The organism is Methylobacterium sp. AC690, from assembly GCF_979256535.1.
This window is the reverse complement of the sequence record NZ_CEEDOX010000031.1, coordinates 14,435-34,044: the sequence shown is the minus strand read 5'-3', so window position 1 is coordinate 34,044 and position 19,610 is coordinate 14,435. Positions and strand designations below refer to the sequence as shown.

The 19,610-nt window shown below is 70.5% G+C and carries 17 protein-coding genes; 7 read left to right on the top strand and 10 right to left on the bottom strand.

The annotated features are described in order from the left end of the window. Both AC0IY1_RS24220 and argS read right to left on the bottom strand, forming a co-directional pair. A partial coding sequence (locus AC0IY1_RS24220; protein WP_471773071.1) for an SPOR domain-containing protein occupies positions 1-1,129 on the bottom strand: 1,129 nt, incomplete at its 3' end. A 30-nt stretch (positions 1,130-1,159) separates the two neighbouring features. After that, on the bottom strand, positions 1,160-2,908 hold the full coding sequence (gene argS, locus AC0IY1_RS24215; protein WP_471773076.1) for an arginine--tRNA ligase: 1,749 nt from the start codon (positions 2,906-2,908) through the stop codon (positions 1,160-1,162). A 333-nt stretch (positions 2,909-3,241) separates the two neighbouring features. On the opposite strand from argS, the gene AC0IY1_RS24210 reads away from it, so the two are divergent. Both AC0IY1_RS24210 and AC0IY1_RS24205 read left to right on the top strand, forming a co-directional pair. Continuing rightward, positions 3,242-3,868, top strand: coding sequence for a transglutaminase-like cysteine peptidase (locus AC0IY1_RS24210; RefSeq protein WP_471773068.1), 627 nt, complete (start codon positions 3,242-3,244; stop codon positions 3,866-3,868). A gap of 204 nt (positions 3,869-4,072) precedes the next feature. Further along, the gene (locus AC0IY1_RS24205) at positions 4,073-4,759 is read left to right on the top strand and encodes a transglutaminase-like cysteine peptidase (RefSeq protein ID WP_471773066.1); all 687 of its coding nucleotides are present in this window, start codon (positions 4,073-4,075) and stop codon (positions 4,757-4,759) included. A gap of 108 nt (positions 4,760-4,867) precedes the next feature. On the opposite strand, the gene AC0IY1_RS24200 is transcribed toward AC0IY1_RS24205, so the two are convergent. The 8 genes from AC0IY1_RS24200 to AC0IY1_RS24165 form a co-directional block, all read right to left on the bottom strand. After that, entirely contained in the window at positions 4,868-5,197 is a 330-nt protein-coding gene (locus AC0IY1_RS24200) for a DUF6949 family protein (protein WP_055950713.1), read from the bottom strand. Positions 5,198-5,340: 143 nt separating this feature from the next. After that, positions 5,341-5,553: a DUF3126 family protein gene (locus AC0IY1_RS24195; protein ID WP_055950709.1), complete on the bottom strand. Its 213-nt coding sequence runs from the start codon at positions 5,551-5,553 to the stop codon at positions 5,341-5,343. A gap of 168 nt (positions 5,554-5,721) precedes the next feature. After that, positions 5,722-6,579: a serine O-acetyltransferase gene (cysE, locus tag AC0IY1_RS24190; protein ID WP_471773063.1), complete on the bottom strand. Its 858-nt coding sequence runs from the start codon at positions 6,577-6,579 to the stop codon at positions 5,722-5,724. 240 nt (positions 6,580-6,819) lie between these two features. Further along, positions 6,820-7,755, bottom strand: a complete 936-nt coding sequence (locus tag AC0IY1_RS24185) for a helix-turn-helix transcriptional regulator (protein ID WP_277996197.1) — start codon at positions 7,753-7,755, stop codon at positions 6,820-6,822. Between the two features lie 351 nt (positions 7,756-8,106). Beyond that, positions 8,107-9,003, bottom strand: coding sequence for a transglycosylase SLT domain-containing protein (locus AC0IY1_RS24180; protein WP_471773060.1), 897 nt, complete (start codon positions 9,001-9,003; stop codon positions 8,107-8,109). Positions 9,004-9,216: 213 nt separating this feature from the next. Next, on the bottom strand, positions 9,217-10,044 hold the full coding sequence (locus AC0IY1_RS24175) for a Cof-type HAD-IIB family hydrolase (RefSeq protein ID WP_471773057.1): 828 nt from the start codon (positions 10,042-10,044) through the stop codon (positions 9,217-9,219). A gap of 16 nt (positions 10,045-10,060) precedes the next feature. Next, positions 10,061-10,615 (bottom strand): gluconokinase, encoded by a 555-nt coding sequence (locus AC0IY1_RS24170; RefSeq protein WP_055950691.1) that lies wholly within the window; start codon positions 10,613-10,615, stop codon positions 10,061-10,063. A gap of 149 nt (positions 10,616-10,764) precedes the next feature. Next, complete coding sequence (locus AC0IY1_RS24165) at positions 10,765-12,123, bottom strand: alpha/beta hydrolase (RefSeq protein ID WP_471773054.1); 1,359 nt, start codon at positions 12,121-12,123, stop codon at positions 10,765-10,767. A 240-nt stretch (positions 12,124-12,363) separates the two neighbouring features. On the opposite strand from AC0IY1_RS24165, the gene AC0IY1_RS24160 reads away from it, so the two are divergent. The 5 genes from AC0IY1_RS24160 (at position 12,364) to AC0IY1_RS24140 (ending at position 19,604) form a co-directional block, all read left to right on the top strand. Continuing rightward, positions 12,364-13,545 carry a polysaccharide biosynthesis/export family protein gene (locus AC0IY1_RS24160; protein ID WP_471773051.1) on the top strand — a complete coding sequence of 394 codons (1,182 nt, stop codon included), beginning with the start codon at positions 12,364-12,366 and terminating at the stop codon, positions 13,543-13,545. Between the two features lie 218 nt (positions 13,546-13,763). Beyond that, a complete protein-coding gene (locus AC0IY1_RS24155) occupies positions 13,764-14,912 on the top strand; it encodes a branched-chain amino acid ABC transporter substrate-binding protein (RefSeq protein ID WP_471773049.1) in 1,149 nt (382 codons plus the stop codon). Between the two features lie 251 nt (positions 14,913-15,163). Further along, positions 15,164-16,276: a TRAP transporter substrate-binding protein gene (locus AC0IY1_RS24150; protein ID WP_471773047.1), complete on the top strand. Its 1,113-nt coding sequence runs from the start codon at positions 15,164-15,166 to the stop codon at positions 16,274-16,276. A gap of 419 nt (positions 16,277-16,695) precedes the next feature. Further along, a complete protein-coding gene (locus AC0IY1_RS24145) occupies positions 16,696-18,096 on the top strand; it encodes a deoxyribodipyrimidine photo-lyase (protein ID WP_471773044.1) in 1,401 nt (466 codons plus the stop codon). A gap of 161 nt (positions 18,097-18,257) precedes the next feature. Next, positions 18,258-19,604, top strand: a complete 1,347-nt coding sequence (locus AC0IY1_RS24140) for a chloride channel protein (RefSeq protein ID WP_471773074.1) — start codon at positions 18,258-18,260, stop codon at positions 19,602-19,604. Positions 19,605-19,610 lie beyond the last annotated feature (6 nt).

The window sequence follows — 19,610 nt, the reverse complement described above, 5'->3', positions numbered from 1 at the left end:
GGGCGGGGGCCGGCGCAGGCTCCGGCGGGGCCGCGGCGGGCGCTTCGGCCACCGGGGTCGTCGCGACCGGAGGCGGCAGCCGGGTCGCGCGCTGGCGCAGGGACGGGCTGGCGCTGGCGCCGTCGCTGGTGGCGCCCGGCAGGGTCATGGTGGGGATCACCGACGGTGTCGTGGCTTCGGCGGACGCCTCGCGCTGGGGCGGCGGCGGGGGCGTATCGGGCTTCACCGAGACCGTACGGACCCGACGGGGCTCACCGAGCGAATCGCCGAGGCCGCCTTGCTGGGCCGGCTGCGGGGCCGCTGCCGGAGCGGCGCTGCCCGGGGTCGCCCCGCCTTCGCCGTTCCCGAGCGCCGCCCGGGCGGCCTGGGCCACGTCGAGGGGCTGCTCCTCGCGGTTGACGATGCGGATCTGGCCATCCTTGGCGGTGCGCTCGTAGATCTGCTTGTTCTGGTCCGGGATCTCGACCCCATCGGACTTCTGCGGTGCGATCTTCAGGGGCGCGGTGTCGGCCAGGATGGTGGGGACGCCGCCGCCGCTGCCGGACTGGCCGTGCAGGCCGCGCCAGGCCAGGGCACCGGTGACGCAGAGGGCGAGGACGCTGAGGCCTGCGCCCACCGACACCAGGCGGTTGCGCTTGCGCGGCCGCTCCAGGGAGCGGACCCGGTCATCGGCGTCGTTGGGGGCGAATTCGGCCGCGTTGGGGTCCGGATAGGCGCCCTGCGAATCGGCATAGGCGCCGTGATCGACGGAGGCGAGATACTGGTCGAAGGCGTCCGTGGGCGAGGCGGGCTGCTGAGCCGCCTGGTGCGCGGGCGCCTGGGCATGAACGGGTGTGTGAGCCTGGACCTGGGCGGAGCGGGCCTGGACCGGACCGTCGCCGAAGCTCGGCTCGATGCGGCCCCGCGCGGCCGCATCGACGCGGGAATCGCGGGCCTGGAGCAGGGCGCGGAACGGATCGTCCTGCCCGACGATGCGGGCCAGTTCGGCCAGGGGGTCGGCCTTGGCCGCAGCCGGAGCCTGGACAGGCGCAACACCCTGGACGGGCACTTGGGCCGGCGCCGGAGGCTGCTGCAGATCCCGCGCAAAGGCGTCGAAATCGACCGTCGCCCGCGAAGCGTTCGTCGTCATGGCAGCATCCCTCTTCACGCCGAGATCACCTCACCGCATTTCGTCCGGCGCGGTGACGCCCAACACCGCGAGGCCGGAGGCGACAACGCCCCGCAACGCCTCAACGAGGGCCAATCGAGCCCGGGTGGAGTTTCGGTCGTCAGGATTAATAAACCGTAATTGCGGCAAGTCTTTGCCTTTGTTCCACAAACCGTGCAGCGACGAGGCCAGTTCATAGAGGTAGAACGCCACCCGATGCGGTTCATGGGCGCCGGCCGCCGCCTCGAGGACGCGCGGGTACTGCGCGATCAGCCGCATGATCTCGACCTCGCTCGGATCGGTGAGGCGCGACAGGTCGGCCTCGCCCAGTAGGCCGGCCCGGGACAAATCCTCGCCCGGCATCGCCTGCGCGGCCTGGCGGAACACCGACACGCAGCGCGCGTGGGCGTATTGCACGTAGAAGACCGGGTTTTCCTTCGACTGCTCCACCACCTTGGCGAGGTCGAAGTCGAGGGTCGCGTCGTTCTTCCGGTAGAGCATCATGAAGCGCACCGGATCGCGCCCGACCTCGTCGACCACCTCGCGCAGGGTGATGAACTCGCCGGAGCGCTTCGACATCTTCACGGGCTCGCCCGCGCGCAGCAGCCGCACGAGCTGGCACAGCTTCACGTCGAGGGTGGCGCGGCCGTCGCTGACCGCCTTCACGGCGGCCTGCATGCGCTTGACGTAGCCGCCGTGGTCGGCGCCGAGCACGTCGATGAGGTCGGTGGCGCCCCGGGCGATCTTGGTCCGGTGGTAGGCGATGTCGGAGGCGAAGTAGGTGAAGGAGCCGTCCGACTTCAGCAGCGGCCGGTCGACGTCGTCGCCGAACTCCACGGTACGGAACAGGGTCTGCTCGCGATCCTCCCAGTCCTCGGGCAGCTGTCCCTTGGGCGGCGGCAGGCGCCCCTCGTAGACGAGACCCTTCTGGCGAAGCTCCGCCAGCAGGACGGGCACCTCCCCCTTGAGGGTGGCTTCGGAGAAGAACACGTCGTGATGGATGCCGAGCCGGGCGAGGTCCTCGCGGATCAGGTCCATCATCGCCGCGATGGCGAAGGCCCGCACCGTCGGCAGCCACTCCGCCTCCGGCTGGTCGAGGAGGGCACGGCCATGGAGCTCGGCCAGCCGGGCGCCCACCGGCACGAGGTAGTCGCCCGGATAGAGCCCCTCCGGCACCGGGCCGACCGGCTCGCCCAACGCTTCGCGGTAGCGCAGGAAGGCCGAGCGGGCGAGCACGTCGACCTGCGCGCCGGCATCGTTGATGTAGTATTCGCGCGTCACGTCGCGCCCGGCCGCCACCAGCAGGTTGGCCAGGGCGTCGCCGAACACCGCCCCGCGCCCGTGGCCCACATGCATCGGGCCGGTGGGATTGGCCGAGACGTACTCGATGTTGACCCGGCCCCCCGGCATGGCGCCGCGCCCGTAGGCCTCGCCCGCGGTGAGGGCCGCCCGGACGACAGCGTGGAAGGTGCCCGGGGCCAGCCGGAGGTTGATGAAGCCGGGGCCGGCGACGCTCGCCTCCGTCACGTCGGGGTCGGCGCGCAGGGCTGCGGCGAGGGTTTCGCCCAGGGCCTTCGGGTTGGTCTTCGCCTCCTTGGCCAGCACCAGCGCGGCGTTGGTGGCCAGGTCGCCATGGCTCGCATCCCGCGGCGGCTCCACCACCACTCGGGCGAGGTCGAGCCCCTCGGGCAATTGCCCGGATTGGATGAGGGCCTGCACGGCGCCGCGCACGCGGGCCTCGAAGGTGGCGAAGATGTTCATGGTGCCGTAAAATTCCATGTCCGGGGCTCGGCGGGGACGTCCGTCCCGCGGGGAACGCTCCGCCCCCTCGCCCAGGCCGCGGCATAGCAAGGGCGCTCCCGGGTGTCACGGCGGCCCCGCCCGCTCCGCTTCGTGAAGGACCCCTCTCCAAGCACGGTTACCGGCCGGTTGGCGGAACCGCGCCGTTTCGCGCCATCGCCGAGACGGCGCATTCGGCCTGTCGCGCGAGAGCCGCAATCCCGCCGGCGAATCGATAAAATTGCGCGGATCGGCTTCAGCGCGGAACAGGTCCCACGGCGGCACCCTGGCGGCATAGGACGTGAGGACGCCGCCATGGACCGGACGAAGACGATTGCGCTGATCCTGCTCGCGGTGCTGGCCGTCCTGACGACCGGTCCGTCGACGGCCCAGACCCTGGCGGCCCTGCCTACGCCCTCCCCCGCCGCCCTGACCCTGGCCGAGGCCCGTCCGCTGCCGGCCTGGGCCGCCTTCTGCCAGCTTTATGCCGCCGAATGCGCGATCGACGCGAACGAGCCCAACCGCATCGCGCTCACCCCGGCCATCTGGAACACCGTCGTCGCGGTCAACCGTCGTGTGAACAAGTCCCTGCACGCCGTGACGGACCAGGAGCATTGGGGCGTACCGGATCGCTGGGACCTCGCCGAGGACGGTTCGGGCGATTGCGAGGATTACCAGCTGCTCAAGCGCAAGCTCCTGGCCGAGGGCGGCCTGCCGCGCCGGGCGATGCGGATGACGGTCGTCATCGACGAGAAGGGCGAGGGCCACGCGGTGCTGACGCTGGTCACCGACCGCGGCGACTTCATCCTCGACAACAAGACCAGCGAGATCCTGGCTTGGTACCGGACGGGCTACGTCTTCATCAAGCGGGAGTCTGCGGATACGGTGGCATGGGTTTCGCTTGGTGGGGTCACCTCGCCCGTCACCACCGCCAACCGCTGAGCATCCCGGCGGAGACCGAACGGGCTCGAGAGCACCGGCCGTTCCGGTGGCGCGGCACGATCCGTCGGCATCCTCACGTCGCACGAACCTGTGTGGAACCAATGCGCCCCAGTGCGCGTTAACGCGGGTTTAACTTTCCGATTGAGCCCGGATCGTTCCCGTGTAAACCTTGTCGCTCCACCAGGGGATGGCAGGGCGACCGGCATGCGGCACGCGAGACTGCGAAGCGTCGAGGGACTGCCGCATGGGCCGCGCGGAAGACTTTGGCGACGCTTCGCCCGCACGCTGCAGTTCGGCCTCGTCGGGACCATCCTGCTCATCGGTGGCGCCAGCACCGAGGCCCAGACCGTCGCGGCCTTGCCCGATGCCTCGGCCCTCGAGGAAGGCGCCCCGGCCCGCCCCGTCGCCGCCTGGACCGCCTTCTGCGCCCGGATGCCCGCCGAATGCGCCGTCGACACGACGCAGCCCGCCGTCATCGCCCTCACGCCGCGCATCCGCGACCTGCTCAACCGGGTCAACCGACGGGTCAATGCCCGGATCAAGCCGATCACCGACCTCGCCCATTGGGGGGTCGTCGACCGCTGGGATTATCCCGACGACGGCTTCGGCGACTGCGAGGACTACCAGCTCCTCAAGCGCCGGATGCTCGTGGAGCGCGGCCTTCCGCGCCGGGCCCTGCGCATGACCGTGGTCATCGACGAGATCGGCGAGGGCCACGCGGTGCTGATGGTCCGCACCGATCGCGGCGACCTGATCCTCGACAACAAGACCAACGCGGTCCTGTCCGGCCCCCGCACCGGCTACACCTTCATCAAGCGCGAGGGGCAGGACGGTCTGGCCTGGGTCACCCTGAACGGCGGGGCGTCCCCGGTGGCCACCGCCAATCGCTGAGGGCGGATCCCGCCATCACTGTACGCGCGAAAGGCCGCCTCCAGGGCGGCCTTTCGTGTATCGGCGGTCCAGATGTTGGCCAGGGCCTCGAAACAGGAAGGCGTGTGCTCAGACGCCCGCGATCAGGTGAGCGAGGTCAAGGGCGACGCGGCCCGACATCAGGCTCCAGCCGCAGGCGATCATCGTGGCGATCATCACAAAGGGGATCGGGCGGCGCTCCAGTCGGCGGCCGCGAACGGTGTTGCGCAGAATGATGAAGGGCGCGCCGAAGGCCAGCATCGGCAGGGCCGCCACGGCCGTCACGCCGCCGCGCTCAAGCAGGCTGAAGCTCGCGCGACGCTCCGTGAACAGTTCGAAGGCGCTGGCGAGCAGGCCCGAGAGGGCGAGGCCGACGCAGAGGGTCTGCAGGGAGTCGAGGGCCGAGGGGCTGAGGGTCATGACGCGAACGCTCCACCATCGAGAGGCGATGTGGCGTCCACTGTGCCGCGTCGTTTACGAAACGTTAAGGGTTTCCTGCCGTCAGGGTTAAATCCACGCACAGGCCGGTGCGACCTGCAGGGCCCCGCGGCAGGTGGGAGCCCTCAGTCTTCGAGGTCGATGTCCAGGATCGCCATGGCGAAGTTGAACGAGCGGTCGCCGTCCTCGTCGTCGACCGAGACCACGCCCAGGAACTCCTCGCCGATATAGACCTCCGCCGAATCGTCCTTCTTGGGACGGGGAACGAGGCGGATGTTGGTGTTGGCGAAGGTCCGGCGGAGGTAATCCTGCACCTTCACAATGTCGGTCTTGTTCACGCTGATCGCCTCTCGCGTTCGGGTCGTTTTCCGGCTCATCGCCAGTCGCGCGCGGCGGCCTCGTGAGCCTGCCGGCGGCGGCCGGGGCCGGGCTGGCCCCCGCTTGCCACGCCATCGGGGGATGGGCAAGCGGGGCTCCGAGCCGATATCGGCATGCCGGGGGCGCCGTCAGATGCCCTCGGCCATGTGAATGAACTGATCCATGGCGACGAGCTGGTCCATGGCCCGCGACGGCTCGGCGCAGCCGGCGGTGCCGACCACGCGGGCGGGCACACCGACCACGGTGGTGTTGGCCGGCACCGGGCGCAGCACCACCGAACCGGCAGCGATGCGGGCGCAGGCCCCGACCTCGATGTTGCCCAGGATTTTGGCACCGGCGCCGATCATCACGCCGTGGCGGATCTTGGGGTGACGGTCGCTGCCCTGCTTGCCGGTGCCCCCCAGGGTAACGGCGTGGAGGATCGAGACATCGTCCTCGATCACCGCCGTGGAGCCGACCACGAGGCCGGTGGCATGGTCGAGGAAGATGCCGCGCCCGATCCGGGCCTGCGGATGGATGTCGGTCTGGAACACCTCGGAGGACCGGCTCTGGAGGTAGAGTGCGAGGTCGCGCCGTCCCGCCATCCAGTACCAGTGGGCGAGGCGATGCGCCTGGATCGCGTGGAAGCCCTTGAAGTACAACACCGGTTCGATGGCCCGGCTGGTGGCGGGGTCCCGATCGAGCACCGCGGCGATGTCGGCGCGAAAATCCTGGCCGAGGCTCGGCTCGGCGGTGATCGCCTCGAAGAAGCCGTGGGCGATGAGCTCGGCCGGCAGCGAGGCATGTCCGAGGCGGGCCGCCACGCGGTGCGCCACGGCGCCCTCCAGCGAGGTATGATTGAGGACCGTCGCCACGATGAACGAGGCGAGTTGCGGCTCCTCGCGGACGATCGCCTCGGCCTCGGCCCGCAGGCGCGCCCAGATCGGATCGCACACCGCCAGCGGTTCTGCGCCTTTCGTGGCGATGGGGAAGGGGCTGGCGGACATCGGGTCCTCCTCTGGGCCGGGCGCTTCGCGGCGGGCCGGCGTATACCGCGAGTCGACGTGGAGGTCGTGCCGCGTCGGCGGGATCCTGCCCCGCCCCGCGCCGCTCCAGTAGGGTATGCCTGTCGTCACGCGGGCCGGCAGAACGAAACCGCTCCGGACCGCATGTCCCATAGCTTGGTGTGCATCGCACGCCCGATCAAGGCCGCGCGGCGACCGACCCGATCGCGCGGGCCGCGACCGTCAGGCGCTGCGGCGGTGATCGAGGGTGCCGAAGCGGGCCTCGATGGCTTCGGCCAAGCGGTCGACCATGACGTCGACGGGCACGTCGGAGGTGTCGACGACCGACGAGGCGCGGGCGTAGAGGGGCTCGCGGCTGGCCAGGACGGCGCGCAGTTCCTGCATGGCCGAGGGGTGGTCGCCGGTGGTGGTGAGTTCGCCCTGGTCGCGCACGCGCTGCATGTGCTCCTCGGGCCGAGCCCGCAGCCAGATCGTGAAGAAGGCCTGGAGCAGCAGGTCGTAGGTCAGAGGTTCCGCGACGATGCCGCCGCTGGTCGCCAGCACGAGGGGCCCGGGATGCTCGGTGAGCCGGCGCAGGGCCGCCTGCTCCAGGCGGCGATAGCCCTCCTGTCCGTAGATCGCGAAGATCTCCTTCACCGAGAGTGCGTTCTCGCGCTCGATCTCGGCGTTGAGTTCGACGAAGGTCCAGCCCAGGCGATCGGCGACCCGGCGGCCGAGGGTCGATTTCCCGGCGCCGCGCAGGCCGATCACCGCGACGCGCGGCTGGGGAGCCTCGCCGCTGGCCGAGGACTGGCCCGACAGGATGCCCTTGGCCAGGGCGATCTGCTCCGGCGACGCGTTGCCGAGGAGATCGCGGATCACGTGCCAGTCCGGCAGGGTCTCCTGCCCGGCGATCAGGTCGTCGAGGCGCACGCCCATGGCGTTGGCGACCCGGCGCAACAGGATGATCGAGACGTTGCCCTGCCCGCTCTCGAGCTGCGCGATGTAGCGCTCCGACAGACCGGAGGTCTGCGAGAGAAGCTTGCGCGACAGGCCCCGCACGGTCCGGGCATGACGAACCCGCCGGCCGAGATCAGCCAGGAAGGTCGATTCTTGTTCTACCGCGCCGGCCATGCCGTCGTCCGTTTCCTCGGTTCGCGGTCGGGCCGAAGCCCGCACGCAGGTTGCCACAACAGGCGGTCGATCCCGGAGCTAGGCTCACGGATGTGGAAATATTATGCCCAGATTCGGCGTTTCGAATGTGTTAAAAAGCAACAATCCGAAGATCCGACGTCGGAACAACGCTCCTGGGTCGTTGCGATGATCGTGCCGAACCACGCTGAAGCCCGGCGCTTCGCATTGCACCATGTGAGGCGAGGCGCGCTCCGACGCAAGCGGTCACGGCCACCAGAACGGGGGAAACCCGGAGAATCAGCCGCGGGATGTTCCTCGAAGCCGTGACGGCGGGGCTGGACCGGAGCCCGGCTTGTGCGCAAACGCCGCGTGGGGGAGCACGAGGGCGGGGACGGCCTACTGCGCGGCGGGCGGCAGGGCCGAGGCCTCGAGCACGGTGCCGGCCACCGGCGCCTTCTTCGCCACCACCGGCCGGTTGACCGCGGCGAGGGCCAGCGCCGACGGACGGCGCGGCGGCAGCGGAACCTCGATCGCCTCCGTGAAGACGGCGTCGACCTGGGCGCCCGCCTGGGTCATGCCCGGGACGATGCCGGGATGGGGGCTGATGGCCGCCGCGGAGGCTGGGGCCGCGGCGTCGGCCGGTGCCAGGGCCGCGACCTCGACCGCACCGAGCCCGGCGAGGGCAGCGGGCCTGCGCGGCGGCAGCGGCACCGCGACGGTCTCGGTGGGAACGCCATTTGCGGCGGGGCTGGGCGCGTAGGCGAGCGCGGTGTTCGCGGCGATGACGGCGGGGCTGTCGGCGCGGGCGAAGGCGTTGGAGAAGGCCTCGCCGGATCTCGGCGTCTCGAGATCGTCGGGGACGCTGGTCTCGATGCCGAGGCGCTTGGCGGCGTAATAGTAGCCCCGATTGTAGAAATTATAGGCCTGGGCGATGTCCCCCTTGGCGGCCCGGTAGGCGCCGGCGAGGTAGGCGATGCCGTAGCGGAGGTTCACCCGCGGGTCGAACAGGCCCGCCGCATCCCCCTGGTAGCCGAGGCCCCGGGCGGTCGCATGCTTGATCTGCATGAGCCCGAGGGCGCTGCCGCCCTTCGCGTTCGGGTTGTAGTTGCTCTCGCGCTTGACGACCTGATGGACGAAGCTCGACGGCACCCCGTTGGCCTTGGCCTGCTGCTCGATCAGCGCATCGATGTTGTCCCGTGCCGCCGTGCCCTGGGCCAGGGCCGCGCCGGGCGGGAGCATCCCGCACGGCATGGCGACCGCGGCGACGGCGAGGAGCAGGAAGCGCTGGTTCATCGGAGACCCGGATCGTCCTTGTTCTTGGACGGTCAAGGTCCGGGCGAATTGAGGCCGGAAAGCGGCTCGGGCGGGTCGAGCGTGACCGTTTCCCCATGTGCTGTGTCGCACATGGCACAGTCGCCGCAGCCCGGTCCGGATTGTGTCTGAAGCGATTCGCCAATGTTGCCAAGGGCCTCGCGGTGCCGTGCGGCCGGCGGGGCAAAGGCTGCCTCAGCGTCGCAAAATGAATTCGTCGATGGCTTTTGCGAAGCCGTCCGCGTCGTTCGTGGCCGTGACGGCCCGCGCTGCGGCCTGGACCGCCGGCGCGGCGTTGCCCATCGCCACCGAGAATCCGCTGCGGGCGAACATCGGCACGTCGTTGGCGGCGTCACCGAGGGTTGCGATCCGGGATCTGTCGATCCCGAGGTGCCGGCTCATGGCATCGACGAAGGCGGCCTTGCCGGAGCCGGGGGGCGTCACGTCGAGATAATAGGCCTGGGAGCGATGGACGTCCGCCCGTCCCGCCAACGCCGCGGCGGTCTCCGCCTCACAGGCCTCCAGCTGCGCCGCATCGGCACTGACGCCGACGATCTTGGCGGCCTGGTCCAGGAGCGGTTCGAGATCCGCGACCACGTTCGGCTCGGCCTGCAGGGTCCGGCGCTCGAGGTCGGTATAGGGCCCGTGCGGATCGGTGAGGTTCCACTGCCCACGGGCGAACACCCAGGTGTCGAGACCGGCCTCGGCGAAGCGCCGCACGGCCGCGCGGGCGGCCTCGGTCGGGATCAGCGTCTCGGACAGGAGGCTGAGATCGGGGGCGACCAGGGTGCTGCCGTTGAAGGCCCCCATCGGCAGGGTGAGCCCGAGTTCGGCCACCAGCGACGTCAGGCCCACGGGCGGTCGGCTCGACGCGATGGTGAAGGCGATGCCCGCCGCCTCCAGCCGCCGCACGGCCGCCCGGGTCGCGGGCGTCAGGCTCTTGTCGGTGGTCACCAGGGTGCCGTCCACGTCCGAGATCACCAGGGCAATCGCGGCGGGGGTCGGTTCGGAGGACAGGGGCATGGAATCCGGAGGGGGCTCAGGGTTGCGGGGCGCCCTCCCCCAATCCCAACCGGGCCACGATCGTTGCGACGATGGCCTCGGGGGGCGCATCGACGCCCACCGCCACCGCGTTCTCCTCGGGGGCCGGCGGCTCCAGGATGGCGAACTGGGTGTCGAGAAGGCCTGCCGGCATGAAGTGCCCCTGCCGGCGCGCGAGGCGCCCCTCGATCAGGGTGCGGTCGCCCTCCAGGTAGACGATCCGGACCTCCGCGCGGCCGCGCACCAGCACGTCGCGATAAGCCCGCCGCAGGGCCGAGCAGACCACCACGCCGGTCGCACGCTGCTGCAGCTGCGTGTCGATCCAGGCGCCGATCGCCGCGAGCCAGGGGGCGCGGTCGTCGTCGTCGAGGGGGTGTCCTGCCCGCATCTTGGCCACGTGCTCGGGGCTATGGAAGCTGTCGCCGTCGACGAAGGTCCAGCCGAGGCGCTCGGCGAGGCAGGACGCCACCGTGCTCTTGCCCGATCCCGAGACGCCCATCACCACGAGGACCATGGGCCTGCCGCCCGGTGCGGGAGTCTGGCCTGATGACATCGTGCATCCCTTCCTGGTGGCCGCCTCGGATAAGCCGGCCGCGGCCTCTTAGCAGACCGCGGACTCTTAGCAGGCCGCGCCCTCATAGCAGGCCGCAGCGCCTGGAGGCTGTGCGGAAACATGCCGGGCGAGGGCGGGTTTTCCGGTTCTCAGGAGGCGAGCGGCGTGCTCGGACAGGCGCCGGGCGAACCGGGATTTGGCGAACCGGGATTTGGCAAGGCGGGACTTGGAAAGGCGGGATCGGTCGAGACGGGTCCGGGCAGAGCGGGATCGAGCGCCCGCTCGCGCAGCCGTTGCGGGCCCAGGGTCATCGCGAAGAAATCGTAGTACCCGCGCCGGTCGTTGGCGAGGAGGAACTGGAAGTGCATCCGGAACGGACGCCAGCGCACCTTCCGGTAGGTCTCCGTGCTGATGATCTCGCGGAACCGGGCCGAGCGCACCAGGGGGTTGGCGACCGTCCGACCCTGAAGGTCGAGCGTCAGGTGCACCACCGGGTTGAAGCCAGGAAAGTTCATCCAGTCCTGGGGGGCCTGGAAGTCGGCCCAGACGAGGCGCTGCGAGGTCACCAGACTGGCGATCTCGCAGCGCAGCCCCTTCGCCATGCCCTGCATCGCCACCAGGGGCAGGCCGGACCCCAGGGTGACGAGGGCGAGCGTGGTCGCTCCGGTGCCGAGATGCGGATCGCGGGCGAGCACCCGGGCGGTCACCTCCACCGCGCTCAGGGCTCCCGAGGAATGGCCGAGGATCAGGATCTCGTCGAGCGGGTCGCTGGCCGCCAGGGCTGTGCAGCGCGCGAGGACATGCCCGGCGAAGGCCTCCAGCCGGCGCTCGTAATCCGGCCGTCGGCCCTGTCCGTGCTGCCAGTTGAAGACCCAGTCGTTCAGGAGCTGCCAGAAGAAGATCCGGTTGAGAAAAGCTTCCATCGCCTTGATCCAGGCGAGGCCGATGAGGAGGCCTGCCGGCAGCGTCACCCAGAGCGGCCACCCGAGGCTGTGCCCGAAGGCCGTCCCCAGATGGGCATGCACGAAGGCGGCGATGGCCAGGGTGCACAGGGCGAGGAGCAGGACCATCACCAGCGGATAGAGGATGACGTTGCCGTACTTCCAGTTCAGCCGGTAGAATCGCAGCATCAGGCCGGAGACGATGGTCTGGAGCGTCCCGAAGACCAGGAGGGCGACGCTGACCGGACGCTGGCGCCGGAAGTCGTCGCGGACGATGTCGTCCCAGAGGAGCACGTCGTAGGTGGTCTCGGCGCCCTGCGTGGCGGGCTGGCCGGCCACGCGCCAGCTCTGAACCAGCCCGTCGGCGCTGAGATTCGCACCGGAGACCGTGCGTTTCGGCTCTCCGAAGCGCTTGGCGTAGCGGGCCAACTCGCGCACGAACAGCATTCGATAGCGGCTGCTGCCCTCAGGATCGTAACCCGGAAGATAAAAGACATGCCGTCGTCGGACCGGCCCCGGAACACCCTGGGCTAGTCCAGGAGGTGTGTAGTCGAACGACGCTGTCATCGGATCCGATTCGGCCGAAACCCAGGTTTGGCAAATCAAGAGTTGCCGTCCCGACGAGAACGCACATCGCGTTGCTCCTTTCAAGTATCGTGTCGGACACGATTTTTTGGGATAGACGTGGGTAGCGGGGACGACGGGCGGGTGACGGGCGCTCACCGCGAGACTGTGTCCCGGCCGCCACGGACAGCGACCCGGCGATGGTCTAGGCAGCCCATGAGAGAAACCGACAGGCGATCCTGCATGCGCGCACTGCCTTTGGCCCTCTGCACCGTTCTGGGCACCGCCCTGACGGTGTCGGGCTGCTCGTCGCTCCTCCCTGCGGCCGGACCGACGACGGGTGCGGTGGTGGAGGGGGCCGACATCGCGACGAGCGAGGGGACGTTCGCCCGCTACGAGATCGTGGACCTGTCGGCGGCCACGATCGAGGCCCTGCGCGGGCGTGCGCTGGACAGCCTGCTGGCCTCGTTCGGGGACCGGCGCCCGTCCCTCGAGGCCGTGATCGGGGTCGGCGACTACGTGGCCGTCTCGGTCTGGGAGGCCGGCTCGGGCGGGCTGTTCTCCGGGCCCCTGGTGGCCGACCGCTTCTCCGCCGGCTCCAAGTCCGCCCTGATCCCCGAGCAGGTGGTGCCCCGCGACGGGGCGATCAGCGTGCCCTATGCCGGGCGCATCCAGGTGGCCGGACGCCGGCCCCAGGACGTGCAGGCCCTCATCGAGACCGAACTCGCCGGCAAGGCGATCCAGCCCCAGGTGCTGGTCTCGGTCACCAAGGCCATTTCCCAGACCGTCACCGTCACCGGCGAGGTGGTGGCCGGGGCCCGGGTGCCGCTCTCGGGCAAGGGCGACCGCCTGCTCGACGTGGTCGCCACCGCCGGGGGCGTGCGCGCACCGGTCAACGAGACCTTCGTGCGGCTCTCGCGCGGCCCGCAGACCGCCACGGTGCCGCTGACCACGGTGGTGTCGAACCCGGCCGAGAACATCTTCCTGCGCCCGGGCGACACCCTGACCCTGGTGCGCGATCCCCAGACCTTCCTGGCGGTGGGCGCGCTGGGCAACTCCACCGAGATCCCGTTCCAGGCCGAGGGCATCACCCTGGCCCAGGCGCTGGCCAAGGCGCGTGGCCTGTCCGACTTCCAGGCCGACCCCTCCGGCACCTTCATCTTCCGCTTCGAGCCGGCCGCGGTGGTGCGGCGCCTGAAGCCGGGCAGCCCGCTGCTCGGCACGCCCCTGGTGCCGGTGGTCTACCGGATCAACATGCGCGACCCCAACAGCCTGTTCCTGACCCAGGCCTTCCGCATGCGCAACCGCGACCTCGTCTACGTCTCCAACGCCCCCTTCACCGAGGTCCAGAAGGTCCTCTCCGTCTTCTCGACCGTCACCGCGCCGATCACTGCCGGCGCCTCGGTCTACGCCACGGCCCGCTGACGGCGTGAGCCGCGGGCGCGGACGTGCCGCGTCCGCGGCGCCCGTCCGCCCCGAAGGTCCCCCTTGCGTTCTGGCGCGGCATCGCGCACGGGTCGCTCGGGCTCGAGCGATGCCGGACGGCACGGGGCCGTGGACCCGGTGCACGCGCCGAACCTTGGCGGCTGGCCGATCCGCCTCTATCTGTAAGCGAGGTCGACCGAGGCGTGAGACGGGGCGGGATGAGGTTCAGACGCGCGGCCCGGCGCTTCGGGCGCGCCGGCGGCTTGGCTGGCAGCGGCTTGGCTGGCAGCCTGTTCCTCGCCGCCGCGATCCCCGGCGCCGCGCCGGCCCGGGCCGACGTCGTGATCGGCGTCGCCGTCCCGCGCTCGGGTGCCTACGTGGCCGTCGGCGAGCAGGTCCTGCGCGGGGTCCAGGCCGCGGCGCGCGATGCCAATGCCAGGGGCGGCCTCGACGGCCAGACCATCGTGCTCGACGTGCAGGACGATGCCTGCGATTCCAACAAGGCCGTGGCGGTGGCCAACCACTACGCGACCCAGGGCGTGCGCCTCGTGGTCGGGCACGTCTGCTCGAACGCATCGTTGGCGGCCTCCGAGGTCTACGCCGCCAACGGCACGGTGATGATCACCGCCGCCTCCGTCGCCGCCAAGCTCACCGATCGGGGCCTACCGACGATCTTCCGGGTCTGCGGGCGCGACGACGATCAGGCCAAGCTCTCGGCCACCGTGCTGGCCGAGCGGTTCCGCGAGAAGAAGATCGCCATCCTGAACGACCTGACGCCGGGCTCGCGCAACCTCGCCGCCGCCACGAAGGAAAACCTCAACCGGATCGGCATCAACGAGGCCCTCGCCACCGCCTTCGCGGCGGGCGATGCCGACGATGCGGCCCTCGCCGACCGGCTCAGGGAGGCGGGGATCGCGGTGGCGTATTACGGCGGGGACGCCCGCGAGATGGGCCGCCTCGTGCGGATCTCCGCGGAGCGTGGCTTCAAGCCGCAATGGTTCGGGACCTCCGCCATCGCCACCCAGGAATTCGCGACCATCGCCGGCCCCGCCAGCAACGGCGTGCTGATGACCTTCTACCTCGATCCCCGCCGCAAGCCGGAGGCCGCCGCCGTGGTCGCGGCCTTCAAGGCGGAGGGGGTCGAGCCCGAAGGATCGACGATCTACGGCTACGCCGCCCTCCAGGCCCTCGTGGCGGCCGGCACCTTCGCGCATACGGCGGACTCGAAGCGGATCGCCGCCACCCTGCACGCGGAGCGCTTCGACCTCGTGCTCGGCTCGGTGGGGTTCGATGGCAAGGGGGACGTCACCGCCCAGGGCTATGTCCTCTACGTCTGGAACGACGGCGCCTTCACGTACGCCAAGTAGCGGGACGGGCGCCAAGTCGCGCGACACGGGCCAAGTCGCGTGACAGGCGCCAAGTCGCGTGGATCACGGGGCCCGCCCGACCGGGCGCGGGCCGCCGCGGCCTGCGTGACGTCCGGTCTGCCGGTGCGGGTCCTCCGCACGTTTCGGGATCGTTTCCGGCCCTTCGTCGTTCGTGAACGGCGGACGTTCGGGCCGCGGACCGGCCGCGACGCGCCGGTACAGGACGATTCGAGATCTCTCAGCGAGGCGTCATGCCCCCATCCTCCGCGCGCCCGACGACCGGGCGCCGTGCTCTCCTCTCCGCGGGCCTCGGTGGCGCGGCCACCCTCCTGGCCCGCCCCGTGCGGGCCGAGGCGACGCCGGATCTGCGCTGGCGGCTGGCCTGCGCCTTCCCCAAGAACCTCGACATCCTGTTCGGCGCGACCGACATGCTCGCCCGCATCGTCGCGGATGCCACCGACGGCCGCTTCCAGATCCAACCCTCGGGGCCCGGCGAGCCGGTGCCGGCCGAGGGTCTCCTCGACGCCGTGGCCGCCGGCACCGTCGAGATGGGCTACGGCCCGGCGACCCTGGGGCTCGCCAAGGATCCGACCTTCGCCCTGGCCACCGCCCTGCCCTTCGGCCTGAATGCGCGCGGCCAGAGCGCCTGGTGGCTCCAGGGGGGTGCCGCCGACCTCTTCGGGGAGATCTTCGCCAAGCACGGGCTCGTCGCCCTCCCGGCCGGCAATACCGGCGCGCAGATGGGTGGCTGGTTCCGTCGCGAGATCAAGGCACAGGCGGACCTCCAGGGCCTGAAGATGCGGATCGGTGGTCTCGGCGGACAGGTTCTGGCCAAGCTCGGGGTGGTGCCGCAGGCCACCCCGGGGCCGGACATCTACGCCGCCCTCGAGACCAAGGCGATCGATGCCGCCGAGTGGATCGGCCCCTACGACGACGAGAAGCTCGGGCTGCAGAAGGTGGCCCCGACCTATCACTATCCCGGCTTCTGGGAGGGCGCCTCGACGCTGCATCTCTGGATCCAGGCCGAGGCCTGGAAGGGCCTGCCCAAGAGCTACCGGGCGGTGCTCCAGGCGGCGGCCGCCCAGGTCCATGCCGACGTTCAGGCGAAGTACGACGCGCGCAACCCGCGCGCCCTGCGCCGCCTCGTGGCGGGCGGGGCGCAACTGCGTCCGTTCCCCCAGGAGGTGATGGAACTGGCTCTGAAGACCGCCAATGACGTCTATGCCGAGATCGGCGCCAAGAACGCCGACTTCAAGCGGGTCCACGAGGCCATGAAGACCTTCCGGAACGAGGAATACCTCTGGTTCCAGGTGGCGGAATACACCTACGACAACTTCATGATCCGGGCCCGTGCGCGCGGCTAGCGCGGTCGGGACAGAAAAAAGGCCGCTCCGAAGAGCGGCCCGAAGTCTAGGGAGGAAACGCCCAAGGAGGGCAGCAGGACCGCGACGCCATCGCGTTCCCGCAATGCACAATCTGATCCTCTCACGCAGAATTGCAAGCCGGATAGGGCAGCAGCCATGTCGCTTTTCGTGCTGCGGAGCACATTGCCGAAATCATGTATCCAAAATGACGCACCCGAGCAGACGCAAATCCTCGTGACTTCCGCACGGGGTGGTCTCAAGTGAAGCAGCACTAAAGGGTTGTTCGAATTCAGTTTTCGCACGCCCGCAGGCCGCATTTTTCGACCTCGATCCAGCAGGGCTGGCCCGTACTGCCTGGGGCGTCGCGATGGGCGGCGCCTCGACCTTTCTCGATGAGCACCAGGAGGCGATGAGCGACGATGGGGATTCAGGCGGGACGAATTCGGATCCTCAGGGAAGCCGAGCCCTGGGCGGACGGGCGCTACGTGCTCTACCTGCTGCAGCAGGCGAATCGGGCCCATGAGAATCCGGCGCTCGAGCTCGCGATCGAGGAGGCCAACCGGCTCGGCCTGCCGGTGCTCGCCGCCTTCGGGCTGCTCGACGGCAAGAGTGGCTTCCCGGAAGCCAATGCCCGGCACTACGCCTTCCTGCTGCAGGGACTCGCCGACGCGGCGTCGGGGCTCAAGGCCCGAGGCATCGGCTTCTGCCTGCGGAAAGCCTCCCCCGCCCGGGTCGCCATCGATCTGGCCCGGGACGCCGCCCTCCTCGTTCTCGACCGCGGCTACCTCGCGATCCAAAAGCGCTGGTACGGCGAGATCGTCGAGGCCGTCGACACCCGGATCGTACAGGTGGAGGGGGACGTCGTGGTGCCGGTGGAGGTCGCCTCGGGCAAGCACGAATACGCCGCCCGCACCCTGCGCCCGAAGTTGCACAAGCACCTCGACGACTACGTCGCTGCCCTGACCGCCCGGACGGTGAAGCATCGGGCCGGCCGCGACCTGCCGACATCGGAGGTCGACATCGCCGACCCGGCCAAGGTGCTGGCCGGCATGAGCCTCGACCGCGCGGTCGGACCGGTGCGCCGCTTCACCGGTGGGGAGACCGAGGCGCGCCGGCGTCTCCACGCCTATCTCGAGGGCCCGTTCGCCGATTACGGCAGCGACCGCAACCGGCCCGAAGCCGGGGCGGCCTCCCACATGAGCCCCTACCTGCATTTCGGACAGATCTCCCCCGTGGAGATCGTGCGGGCGGTTCGGGCCGCCCAGGCGGGTGGGCCTGAGGACAAGGCCTCCTACGTCGAAGAGGTCGTCATCCGCCGGGAACTGGCGATGAACCACGTCCACTACACGGACGGCTACGACCGCTACGAGCGCGCCGTTCCCGAATGGGCCCGCAAGGTCCTGGCCGACCATGCCGACGACACCCGGCCGAACACCTATACCGAGACCGAGCTCGCGGAAGGACGGACGCACGACGTCTACTGGAACGCCGCCCAGGCCGAGATGCGCGAGACCGGCTACATGCACAATCACCTGCGCATGTACTGGGGCAAGAAGATCCTCGAATGGTCGCCCTCCCCCGAGGAGGGCTTCGCCCGAACGCTGCGGCTCAACAACCGCTACTTCCTCGACGGACGCGACCCGAACTCCTTCACCAACGTCGCCTGGGTCTACGGCCTGCACGACCGCCCCTGGGCCCGCCGCGAAATCTTCGGGACGGTGCGCTACCAGAGCGAGAATTCCCTGCGGAAATTCGACGCCAAGGCGTATCTCCGGACCGTCGAGGACCTCTGCCGGGCGGAAGCGGAGGACAAGGCTTAAGGTCCGCCGGGGTATGCCCCTTGCCTGAGCCTCACCCGACCCCCTCCCCTGATTGACCTGCCCGAGCCCCGGATCGCATGCCCCGAACCCGTCCCGCCAAGGTGCTGCGCGTGAAGGTCCTGCGCGTGAAGGTGCTGCGCGCCAAGGTCCGGTCCGGGGTGATGCCGCGCATGCGGCGCCTGCGCGGAGCCACCCGCGACGCGTTCGGGCTGTGGCGTCACCGCTTGCTGTTCCTCGTCGGCGGCATCGGCGTCGGGCTCGCCGCCGTCCTGATGGCGGGGCTCGCCGATGCCGCCCAGGGCGCGTTCCGGCAGGGGCTCGGCGTGTCGCCCTGGGTGGCCCTCGGCCTGACGCCCTTCGGCTTCGCCCTCTGCGCCTGGCTGGCCCGGGAGGTCTTCCCGAACGCCCAGGGATCCGGCATCCCCCAGGTGATCGCCGCGCGCCAGACCGGACACCTCGCCCTGCGTCGGGCTCTCGTGTCCCTCAGGGTGGCGGCGGGCAAGATCGTGGTGATGAGCCTCGGCCTGCTGTTCGGTGCCTCCACCGGGCGGGAGGGCCCGACGGTGCAGGTCGGGGCCGCGATCATGGCGGCCGCCGGCCACCTCACGCCGGAACGCGTCCCGGGGCTGATCCTCGCCGGCGGCGCGGCCGGGGTCGCGGCGGCGTTCAACACGCCGCTCGCCGGCATCGTGTTCGGCATCGAGGAGCTCGGCCGGGCCTACGAGGCCCGCACCGGGGGACTGATCGTCGCTGCCATCGTGGCGGCCGGTCTGACCGCGATGGCGCTGACCGGCAACTACACCTATTTCGGCACGTCCAGCGCCACCCTGCCGTTCGGGCCGGGCTGGATCGCCGTGCCGGTGATCGGGGCGCTGGGGGGCCTGGCCGGCGGCGGGTTCGCCCGGATCGTGATCCTGTTCGCCCGCGGCCTGCCGGGGCGCCTCGGGGGCGCCATCGCCGCCCGTCCCGTGGCCTTCGCGGCAGCCTGCGGCCTCGGGGTCGCGCTGTGCGGCCTCGCCTCGGGTGGAACGGTCTACGGCACCGGCTACGAGGAGGCGCGCGCCCTCCTGCACGGCACCGCGGAGTCCCATCCGGACTTCGCGCCGCTGAAGTTCCTCGCGTCGCTGCTCTCGGCGATCAGCGGTATTCCCGGCGGACTGTTCGCGCCCTCCCTCAGCGTCGGGGCCGGCCTCGGCGCCGCCCTGCAGGGCTGGTTCTCCGGTGTGCCGGTGGCCGCCCTCGTGCTCCTCGGCATGGTCGCCTACCTGACCGGGGCCCTGCAGGCGCCGATCACCGCCTTCGTCATCGTCACGGAGATGACCCAGGACCACGCCCTGATGATCCCCCTCATGGTCACGGCGCTGATCGCCGATGCGGTCTCGAAGGCGGTCTGCCGCGAAGGGCTCTATCATGCCCTGGCGCACATCCTCCTGGAGCGTGCCGGAACCGAGGCTCGCCCGGCGGGGCCGGCGCCCTCCGGGCACGCCGCGCAAAACAGCCGAGCTTGAGCGGAA